Raw genomic sequence first — 9078 nt, forward strand, 5'->3', positions numbered from 1 at the left:
CCCGCCGAGACGGGTCGCGGAGATGGTGGTCAGGCCCAGGAGGAATTCGGTGAACCCGGGACTTTCCAGCAGGAGGTCCTGCAGCTGCTCGGGTGTTGGAGATGCGCCGGTACCGGAAACCATGCCGGCCTCAATCCTACGAACGCCTGGACGTCCGTGACGCGCCGGCTCAGCGGCTGCGGACTCTTGATCGCCCGCAACCCAAATAGCGCACCCCGGACCTGTCCGGGCCGTGATCCAGCTACTAGCGACACTACGCCGTGCGGGGGGACAGTGAATATAGGCCGCCCCGGCCGGGCCGCCGTATGCTTGGATCCTGCGGCGATGCGCGCCGGCTGGCGACCTGCCGGTATGGACTTCTGAGGTGAAGATGAGCGTCGAACTGCCGCTGGCTGACGAGATCACTGCCGTTTTTGCCCGGGCCACGAGGCTGCTGCTGACGGAAGAAACGGTGGGCCACGCCCTCCGGCTGATTACGGACGCCGCGACTGCTGCGATTCCCGGCGCGATCGGCGCCGGAGTGAGCCTGATCAACGGTTCGGGCCTGCGGCAGACGACCGCCGCGTCCGATGCCGTCGTCGCTGAAGCTGACGCACTCCAGTACGAGCTGGGCGAAGGCCCGTGCATCACGGCCTGGGCGAGCGGGGAAACGGTCCTGGTCGAGGAAATGGCCTCCGACCGGCGATGGTCCCGGTGGGCTCCCGCGGCCGCAGCGCTGGGAATTTCGTCCTCGGTGAGCTGCCCCCTGTTGTCCGGCGGTCTTGCGTTGGGAGCCGTCAAGGTGTACTCGGACGGTGGCCATTTTGCAGGAAACGGCACGATCCGATTGGCTGAACTCTTTGCCGAACAGGCGACGCTCTTTGTCATCCACACCCACGCCCGGGAGGCTGCCCGGACGCTGAGCGACCGGTTGCAGGAGTCCCTTGCGCAGAGGGACACAATCAGCATGGCCAAGGGCCTGCTGATGGCCCGGAATGGAACCAACGATGAAGTGGCCCTCCGGGATTTGATGATGCTGTCGCGGCAGGCAGGGAAGCCCCTGGCCCTGGTCGCGGCAGAACTGCTGGCTGCGGCCAGTCCCTTCGAAAACTGAGCGCAGGACGACGGCATGGCCTTGGGTGACGAGGAGAGCGAGCAGCGGCGGCGATTCGCCGACTCGCTGCGCCACGCCGACGTCAGTATTGAGGAGCTGTGGCTGCGGTACTTTACGCTCGGTGGCCACGCCGGACAGTTCGAGATCGAGGCCTACATCCACGGCGCGATGGCACTGCCCGCCCTCCAGCGCGACATCCTCGCCCATGCCCTGAACGAACGCCTGAATGAGCTGCACTCCGGGGCACCGCGGGCGCCATACAGCCTCGACGGCCCCGATGAAGAGCCCGTCGACGGCCCCGACAAAGAGTCCGGCGACCGGCCCGACAAAGAGTCCCGCGACGACTGACTTTGGCCTTGCTAGAGTCAGCAATAGGGGCGCCCGGTCCGGCACTGACTTACGGGCCACAGGAAGGTGGGCGGCATGTTCGCATTCTTCACTGAAACAAGCCTGGTGGAAGCCGGGCTGCTGCTCGCCACGTTCGTGCTGTGTTCGCTGATCGGCATCGAGCGGCAGGTCCGGCAGAAGAGCGCAGGCTACCGGACGCACGTGCTGGTGGGACTCGGCTCGTGCGCCTTCACCCTGGTGTCCGCTTACGGCTTCGCGTTCGTGATGGAGCCCGGAGCCGTCCTGGACCCTTCCCGCATCGCGGCCCAGATCGTGAGCGGGATCGGCTTCCTGGGCGCCGGCGTCATTTTCAAGGGCCGGGACGTGGTCCGCGGCCTCACGACGGCCGCCACCATCTGGGTATCCGCAGCAGTGGGCATGGCCTGCGGAGCCGGCATGGTGTCCCTTGGGGTGGTGCTGACGATCTTCCACCTCATCACACTGTTTGTGATTGCCCCCGCAGTCCGCAGGATCCCCTCCGTGGACAGGAACCGCGTGATGCACATCGACTATGCCGATGGCCAAGGGGTGTTGCGGCAGATCCTTGAAATCGCCACCACCATGGGGTTCAGCTCGTCGATCCTGCGCACCCGGCGGACCGGGGATGAGCAGAAGCCGATGGTCTCGATGGAGGTCCGGTTCTTCGGGCGCCATCCGCTGCGCAACCTCGTCCTGCCCCTGATGGACCTGCACGGCGTGGCAAGTGTGATCGTCCGGGGTGCCGACTCCAGTGAGGATGACGACGACGATGATGCCTGAGCTGCTGCCTCGATCATCACCCCGGGGCACGGCAACAAGAACGCCAACACCGTGGCCATGCCGCAGGGCGAGGCGATCAATGCCACGGCCCTGCTCGGGTTGTTCCGGCAGATCATCGCCAACAACCGCGCCGGCGGCTGGCGGAAGCTCAAACAGCAGTGTGGGGAGTGAGGCTACGGATGCCCGGCAACAGCACGACCCTTGCCGGCAGCATCCGGATCCGGGTGCTGCGAGCCTCCGACGTGGAAGCCATCTGCGCCGCCTACCTGCGGAACCGTGAACACCTGGCGCCCTGGGAGCCGCTGCGGGCCGAGGAGTTCTTCACCGTCGACGGTCAAATGATGAGCGTCCAGTCCAAGCTGGCCCTGTTCATTGCGGGATCGGATGTTCCGTGGGTCCTGACGGATGGTGAAGCGATTGTGGGGCTGATGACCCTCAGCGGCATCGTCCGCGGGCCGTTCCTCAGCGCCCATCTCGGGTACTGGGTGGACAAGGACTACTCCGGACGGGGGATCGGCTCGGCGGCCGTTGCATTCGCCGTGGATGCTGCGCGGCAGGAGCTGGGCCTGCACCGGCTGCAGGCCGCCACGCTCCGACACAATGCCGCCTCCCAGAAGATCCTGCAGCGCGCGGGTTTCACGGAAATCGGTGTGGCCCCGGCCTACCTCAACATCGCCGGAGCCTGGCAGGACCACATACTCTTCCAGCGCATTTTGTATTGAGCCGCGGGCACGGCGAAAGCCTGTGGCCCAGCCGTGCAAGACTCTCAACGTGACTGATGAATCGCTCGGGGCCCTGCAGCATGTGGAACTGTGGGTCCCGCACCTGGGCCGCGCCAAGGACGAATGGGGCTGGCTCCTGACAAGGCTGGGCTACCGCGAGTACCAGGACTGGCCGGACGGGTGCAGCTGGCGGCGGGGTCCGACGTACATCGTTGTCGAGGAATCCCCTGCCCTGAGCAGCCGGACCCATGACCGCACCGCTCCCGGGCTCAATCACTTGGCCTTCAGCGCGGGGACCCGGTCCCAGGTCGATGCCCTGGCGGCAGCCGCCATCGCGCACGGCTGGCGTGAACTGTTCCCGGAGAAGTACCCGCACGCCGGCGGCCCGGACCACTTCGCGGCGTACCTGGTGAATTCGGACGGCTTCGAAGCCGAACTGATCGCCACGGCCTGACGCCGGCCCGTGGCTTGCCGCGGAGTTCAGTGCCCGGCTCAGCGCACCATCCGCAGGATACGGACCGGGGTGCCGATGAGCTCATGCGCCGCGGTGGCACCGTCAGGGATGAAGCCGTTGCGCCGGTAGAAGGCGAAGGCGCGGGGATTCTGTTCCGCAACCCAGAGGTAGGCGCCGCCGTCGGCCACGGCTGAATCCAGCAGCAGTTGGCCTGCCCCGGAGCCGTAATGGCTGGCCAGCACGTAGATTCCCTCCAGCTCCCAAGGTCGGGGTGCATCGTCATCGCGTCCGGCCCCGGCGCTCGCCCAGCCCACGATGTCCGTCCCCGCGCAGGCAACCCAGACATTCGAGGCGGCGGCAGCGGTGATGATGGCGCGCCATTTGTCCTCCCGCGGGCGCTGTTGCAGTCCGGCCAAGTCTTCGGCCGGCAGGAGGTGGGCGTAGCACTCGCGCCAGGCCTGGATGTGTACCCGGGCAATGCCGGGGGCGTCGTCCACCGCCGCGGCCCTGACAGTCAGGTCTGTTGTCATCCGGCAAGAGTAATACGGGTTGGACCCGCTGGTCCGCGATCCCGGGCCAAAAGCCACGGTCCCGGTCCTTGGCACTTATGTTACCCGCGGGTAACATAATCCCCATGCACCTGCTCCTCCGCACGCTTGTCCTGCTGTTCACGTCCTCCCGGCGCTCCCCGCTGAGCATCTGGGACACAGCGTCATTGCCGCTGAAGGTCCTGCCGACCGATATCGACATCGCGATGCATGTCAACAACGGAATGTATTTCTCCCTGATGGACCTGGGCCGGTTCGATCTGATGGCCCGCAGCGGCACCTGGAAGGCCATGCGCCGCCGGGGATGGAGCCCGGTGGCGGCCGGGGAAACCATCGCCTTCCGCCGTTCGCTGCAGTTGTGGCAGCGGTACACGATCGAAACGAAGATCATAGGCCTCGACGAGAAGGCAATCTACTTCGAGCAGCGCATGGTGGTGGACGGGGAAATCTACGCCCGCGCCTTCATCGCGACCCGCCTGGTCAGCAAGGGCAAGCCGGTCAGCCAGGAGGAAATCATCCGGGAGTTCGGAGCGCCCCCGGCGGACCTGGAACTTCCCGCCTGGATCCACGAATGGCGCGAGACCAACGCCCTCCCGGGGGCGCGGCGGCCCGCCCCGCACGTCTGGGCCTAGATTCCGACGGCGCGCCGACCCAGCACCACCAGCAGGCGCCTCTGACGGCCGGCTTGCCCGCACCGTTGGGGCCCCGGGCCGGATGGCCGGGTGCGCCGGAGGGCCGTCATATGGGTGTGCCAACAGCGAAATGCAGGGGACAAGGCTGCGCTGCTCGCGTACCGTTGACCCATGGCTACCGTAGACATTACAGGTGAACAGTTCGCATCTACCGTCGAGGACAATGACATTGTCCTCGTCGATTTCTGGGCCGAATGGTGTGGCCCATGCAAGCAGTTCGGCCCCACATACTCCGCAGTTTCCGAGAAGCACCAGGACGTCGTCTTCACCAAGGTGGACACCGAGGCGGAGCAGCAGCTCGCCGCCGAGGCCGGCATTACGTCCATCCCGACGTTGATGGCGTTCCGCGAAAAGGTGCTGGTGTTCTCCCAGCCCGGCGCCCTGAATGCCCAGCAGCTGGAGCAGGTCGTTGACGCCGTCAAGGCCCTCGATATGGAAGAAGTCCACGCGCACGTGGCCCGGTCCCAGGCCGAGGCTGCCGCGGCGGCCAGCAAGCAGGACGGCAGCCAGATCCCGGAGGCCTAGTCGCCCCCGTCTGAACGGCATAGAGCAGACCCTCACATACCAACGCGGGGTCACTTCGCGCCCATAATCTTCTGATCTATGGGCGCGAAGTGACCCCGCGTTGTCTTGGGACTGGGTGCTTAGAGTTTCACGAGCTTGACGGGCTCCGCCAGCAGGGCGCTGAGCGACTCATTGAGGTCCTGGACCGCGGTGCCCTTCGAGTGCTTGTCCAGGTCCTCCTGCGAGGCCCACTGCTCGGTCAGTACCAGCTTGTCCTCGCTGGCCTCGGTGAGCTCGTAGCGGATGCAGCCGGGTTCGTTGACGACCTCGTCGATCGCGATCTCCAGCGCGAGCTTCACACGGAAGAACTCGCCGTCGTTGGGGATGAAAATGGCCTGAAGGTCAATGGGTGCGCTCATGGTTTTCACAATACCGGCCAGCGGCGTTGTGTTCCGAAGATTTCATAGGACATCCAAGCTTTACTCTTCTTTTGCCGGCCGAGTGTTGGTAGCGTCACACCATGCTTGCATACACAGCCGGGGACACTGACGTCCCGCTGCTCGAGGAAACCATCGGCGACAATTTCGAACGGATCGTGGCCAAGTTCCCGTATCAGGACGCCCTGATCGAGGCCGCGATGGTGCCGGGGGAAGAGGCCCGGCGCTGGAGCTACACCAAGCTGAACGACGACGTTGACCGGGTGGCCCGGGCGCTGCTCGCCCTGGGTGTGGCCAAGGGTGAGCGGATCGGCATCTGGAGCCCGAACTGTGCCGAATGGACCATCGTGCAATACGCGACGGCCAAGGTCGGGGCGGTCCTGGTCAACGTCAATCCGGCATACCGCAGCCATGAGCTGGAGTTCGTGGTGAAGCAGAACGGCATGCGGATGCTGCTCGCGGCGCCGTCGGACCGCAACAGCGACTACACCGGCATGGCACGGCAGGCGCTGGCCGAATGCCCGGAGCTGGTCGAACTCGTGTTCCTTCCCGACGCGGGCCTGCCGGGCCTGACGGCCGGCGTCCCTGAAGCGCGGGACGAGCGGACGTTCGCGGAGCTGCTCAAGCGGGCCGACGACGTCGTCCATTCCGCTCTGAAGGCGCGGATGGCCGACCTGGACCCCCATGACGCCATCAACCTGCAGTACACCTCGGGCACCACCGGATTCCCCAAGGGGGCCACGCTCTCGCACTACAACATCCTGAACAACGGCTATTCGATCGGCGAGCTGATGGAGTACACCGAGCACGACCGGGTGGTGCTTCCGGTGCCCTTCTACCACTGCTTCGGCATGGTGATCGGAAACCTGGCCGCCCTGAGCCACGGCTGCGCCACCATCATTCCGGGCCGGGGGTTCACGCCCGCCGCGGCGCTGGAAGCCGTGCAGGACTTCGGCGGGACCTCACTGTACGGCGTGCCCACGATGTTTATCGCTGAACTCGCCCTGCCGGACTTTGCCTCCTATGACCTCTCCACCCTGCGCACCGGGGTGATGGCGGGCTCGCTGTGCCCCATCGAGGTGATGAACCGGGTGATCTCGGAGATGAACATGCGCGACGTGGCGATCTGCTACGGCATGACGGAGACCTCGCCGGTATCCACCATGACCCGCAGCGTGGACACGATGGCCCAGCGCACCGAAAGCGTGGGCCGGACGATGCCGCACCTGGAGAGCCGGGTCGTGGACCCGATGACCGGCGAAGTACTGCAGCGCGGCGCGATCGGCGAGCTGTGCACCCGCGGATATTCCGTCATGAAGGGCTACTGGAACCAGCCGGACAAGACCGCCGAGGTGATCGACGCCGAGGGCTGGATGCACACCGGGGATCTGGCCAGGATGGACGACGACGGCTACATCGTGATCGAGGGCCGGATCAAGGACATGGTGATCCGGGGCGGTGAGAACGTCTATCCCCGCGAGATCGAGGAGTTCCTCTACTCGCACCCGGATATCCAGGACGTGCAGGTGATCGGCGTGCCGGATGCCAAGTACGGCGAGGAACTGATGGCTTGCGTCATCCTCAAGGCCGGCGCCGCGCCGCTGGACGCCGCCGGCCTGGCCGAGTATTGCCGCGGGAAGCTGGCGCATTACAAGATCCCGCGCTACGTCGACGTACGCGAGAGCTTCCCGATGACCGTGTCCGGCAAGATCCGCAAGGTGGACATGCGGCAGGAAGCCGTGGCCCGGCTGGGACTCTGACAGCAACGCGGGGTCACGTAGCGCCCATAGATGGGCCCGGCATGGGCGCTAAGTGACCCCTCGTTGTGTCGATTCCGGCGGGCCTGTGGATAACCTCTGCAGCGGCGTTGGTTCGCGGCCACAATGGAGCGCATGGTCCGCATTGCGCCCCTCCCCGAAAGCCTCGTCCAGAAGCCGTTCACGGTTTATCAGTCCCGCGCGCTGGGTGTCCAGGCCAAACGCCTGCGGGCGCGCGACCTGTCCGACGGCGGCCGCCTCATTTACCTGCCTGCCGGGCGGCCCTTGGAGATCGCCGAGCGTGCCCGCGTCCTGACCGCTGCCACGCCCGGCGCCTGGGTGTCACACGAAACCGCCGCCGTCCTGACACTCCTCGGCCTGCCGCCGTGGCTGGGGAACTGTTCCAGCATCCACCTCAGCAAGCCGCATGAGCTGCCCAGGGTCCGCCGGGCCGGGGTGATCGGCCACCGGGTGCGGTGCATCCCCGGCGAGCTGACCGACGTCGACGGCATCCCCGTGACGGCGCCGCCCCGGACCTGGCTGGATCTGGCTGCTGACCTGCCGCTGAACTACCTCATTGCGCTGGGCGACCAGATCATCCGGCTACCCCGGCCGGGCCTCGAGCAGCGGTCCGAGCCATATGCGCACAAGGAAGGGCTGCGGCTCCTCATCCGCCAGCATCCGAACATGAAGGGCGTCGAGAAGGCCCGGCTTGCCCTGGACGAGATGCGGGTGGGAGCCGACTCCTTCCCGGAGACCTTCCTGCGGCTGGCACTGCTGGAGGCCCGCCTGCCCGAGCCGGAGTTGCAGTTGAGACTCGATCCGGACGACGGGCGCTCGCCGGCTGCCGACCTGGGCTACCGGAGGTACCGGATCGCCATCCAGTACGACGGCGCACCCCACCTCACGCGGGAACAGCAGTCCCGCGACAACCTCCGCGACGAGATGTTCCGCAACGCGGGCTGGGCGTATTTCAAAGTCAACGCCGATGACCTGGCCGAAGGTTTCGAGGGCGTCATTGCCCGGATCAAAAGGGCCCGGCTCCCTCGCGGCTGACCCCACCCACAGCAACGCGGGGTCACACCGCGCCGATGAAGTCGCCCGGGATGGGCCGTAAGTGACCCCGCGTTGCTAGTGGCCGCGGTGGTCCTGGATGGTCATCCGCGGGCCGAAGGTGGGTTTCCGGAAGCCGCTGAGGCCGATCATCCGGACTACGCGCTGCCGGTGTCCGGCCCACGGGGCCAGCAGGCGGAGCATCCCGGCGTCGTCCGTCCGGCGGCCGGTCAGCGCCGCGCCCACATAGGCCGCGAGGTGGTAGTCGCCCACCGCAACCGAGTCCGGGCAGCCGTGGGTGCGCTGCACCACCTCCGCGGCGGTCCACGCACCAACGCCGGGAAGGGTCTGCAGCTTCGCGGCTGCCTCTGCCGCCGGGAGCGCGGCAAGCCGTTCCAGCGCGACGGCGGAGCGCAGCGCGCGCATGACGGTCGCCGAACGCTGGGGACCCACCCCGGCCTGGTGCCATTCCCAGGACGGGATGCGCAGCCACTGCTCGGGGGTGGGCTGGACCATCAGGTTGGCGGGTGCGACAGTACCGGCGCCGGGGGCGGGCGTGCCGAAGCGGTACATCAGATACCGGTAACCGCGCCGGGCCTCGATCACGGTGACCTTCTGCTCCAGGATCGTGGGCACGAGGGAATCGACCAGGCGCCCGGTGGCCGGCAGCCG

At 66.7% G+C, this 9078-nt stretch carries 12 protein-coding genes; 9 read left to right on the forward strand and 3 right to left on the reverse strand.

Annotated elements, in window-relative coordinates; genetic code table 11:
* The first annotated feature begins 370 nt into the window (after positions 1-370).
* From K789_RS0116480 to K789_RS0116505, 5 genes are all read left to right on the forward strand, one after another.
* Positions 371-1093 (forward strand): GAF and ANTAR domain-containing protein, encoded by a 723-nt coding sequence (locus tag K789_RS0116480; RefSeq protein WP_024367718.1) that lies wholly within the window; start codon positions 371-373, stop codon positions 1091-1093.
* A 15-nt stretch (positions 1094-1108) separates the two neighbouring features.
* On the forward strand, positions 1109-1441 hold the full coding sequence (locus K789_RS0116485; protein ID WP_024367719.1) for a hypothetical protein: 333 nt from the start codon (positions 1109-1111) through the stop codon (positions 1439-1441).
* A 75-nt stretch (positions 1442-1516) separates the two neighbouring features.
* Entirely contained in the window at positions 1517-2239 is a 723-nt protein-coding gene (locus K789_RS0116490; protein ID WP_029705175.1) for an MgtC/SapB family protein, read from the forward strand.
* Between the two features lie 179 nt (positions 2240-2418).
* On the forward strand, positions 2419-2961 hold the full coding sequence (locus K789_RS0116500) for a GNAT family N-acetyltransferase (protein WP_024367721.1): 543 nt from the start codon (positions 2419-2421) through the stop codon (positions 2959-2961).
* 49 nt (positions 2962-3010) lie between these two features.
* Complete coding sequence (locus K789_RS0116505; protein ID WP_024367722.1) at positions 3011-3415, forward strand: VOC family protein; 405 nt, start codon at positions 3011-3013, stop codon at positions 3413-3415.
* 38 nt (positions 3416-3453) lie between these two features.
* On the opposite strand, the gene K789_RS0116510 is transcribed toward K789_RS0116505, so the two are convergent.
* A complete protein-coding gene (locus K789_RS0116510; RefSeq protein WP_024367723.1) occupies positions 3454-3945 on the reverse strand; it encodes a GNAT family N-acetyltransferase in 492 nt (163 codons plus the stop codon).
* A 104-nt stretch (positions 3946-4049) separates the two neighbouring features.
* Here K789_RS0116510 and K789_RS0116515 point away from each other — a divergent pair, with 104 nt between their 5' ends.
* Complete coding sequence (locus tag K789_RS0116515; protein ID WP_024367724.1) at positions 4050-4595, forward strand: acyl-CoA thioesterase; 546 nt, start codon at positions 4050-4052, stop codon at positions 4593-4595.
* Positions 4596-4766: 171 nt separating this feature from the next.
* The gene (gene trxA / locus K789_RS0116520; protein WP_024367725.1) at positions 4767-5180 is read left to right on the forward strand and encodes a thioredoxin; all 414 of its coding nucleotides are present in this window, start codon (positions 4767-4769) and stop codon (positions 5178-5180) included.
* Positions 5181-5299: 119 nt separating this feature from the next.
* On the opposite strand, the gene K789_RS0116525 is transcribed toward trxA, so the two are convergent.
* Positions 5300-5578, reverse strand: coding sequence for a putative quinol monooxygenase (locus K789_RS0116525; protein ID WP_024367726.1), 279 nt, complete (start codon positions 5576-5578; stop codon positions 5300-5302).
* A gap of 101 nt (positions 5579-5679) precedes the next feature.
* On the opposite strand from K789_RS0116525, the gene K789_RS0116530 reads away from it, so the two are divergent.
* Together K789_RS0116530 and K789_RS0116535 are read left to right on the forward strand one after the other, a co-directional pair.
* Positions 5680-7356, forward strand: coding sequence for an AMP-binding protein (locus tag K789_RS0116530; RefSeq protein ID WP_024367727.1), 1677 nt, complete (start codon positions 5680-5682; stop codon positions 7354-7356).
* A gap of 132 nt (positions 7357-7488) precedes the next feature.
* Positions 7489-8409: a hypothetical protein gene (locus K789_RS0116535; RefSeq protein WP_024367728.1), complete on the forward strand. Its 921-nt coding sequence runs from the start codon at positions 7489-7491 to the stop codon at positions 8407-8409.
* Between the two features lie 75 nt (positions 8410-8484).
* Here the strand turns inward: K789_RS0116535 and K789_RS0116540 are convergent.
* A partial coding sequence (locus K789_RS0116540; RefSeq protein ID WP_024367729.1) for a 3-methyladenine DNA glycosylase occupies positions 8485-9078 on the reverse strand: 594 nt, incomplete at its 5' end.

It is taken from the genome of Arthrobacter sp. TB 26, from assembly GCF_000427315.1.
In the GTDB taxonomy this organism is placed as follows: domain Bacteria; phylum Actinomycetota; class Actinomycetes; order Actinomycetales; family Micrococcaceae; genus Arthrobacter.

Coding starts and splice junctions, on each gene's coding strand:
- K789_RS0116525 (WP_024367726.1), bottom strand. CDS start 5,578: ATGAGCGCACCCATTGACCTTCAGGCCATTTTCATCCCCAACGACGGC.
- K789_RS0116515 (WP_024367724.1), top strand. CDS start 4,050: ATGCACCTGCTCCTCCGCACGCTTGTCCTGCTGTTCACGTCCTCCCGG.
- K789_RS0116510 (WP_024367723.1), bottom strand. CDS start 3,945: ATGACAACAGACCTGACTGTCAGGGCCGCGGCGGTGGACGACGCCCCC.
- K789_RS0116535 (WP_024367728.1), top strand. CDS start 7,489: ATGGTCCGCATTGCGCCCCTCCCCGAAAGCCTCGTCCAGAAGCCGTTC.
- trxA (WP_024367725.1), top strand. CDS start 4,767: ATGGCTACCGTAGACATTACAGGTGAACAGTTCGCATCTACCGTCGAG.
- K789_RS0116490 (WP_029705175.1), top strand. CDS start 1,517: ATGTTCGCATTCTTCACTGAAACAAGCCTGGTGGAAGCCGGGCTGCTG.
- K789_RS0116485 (WP_024367719.1), top strand. CDS start 1,109: ATGGCCTTGGGTGACGAGGAGAGCGAGCAGCGGCGGCGATTCGCCGAC.
- K789_RS0116500 (WP_024367721.1), top strand. CDS start 2,419: ATGCCCGGCAACAGCACGACCCTTGCCGGCAGCATCCGGATCCGGGTG.
- K789_RS0116480 (WP_024367718.1), top strand. CDS start 371: ATGAGCGTCGAACTGCCGCTGGCTGACGAGATCACTGCCGTTTTTGCC.
- K789_RS0116530 (WP_024367727.1), top strand. CDS start 5,680: ATGCTTGCATACACAGCCGGGGACACTGACGTCCCGCTGCTCGAGGAA.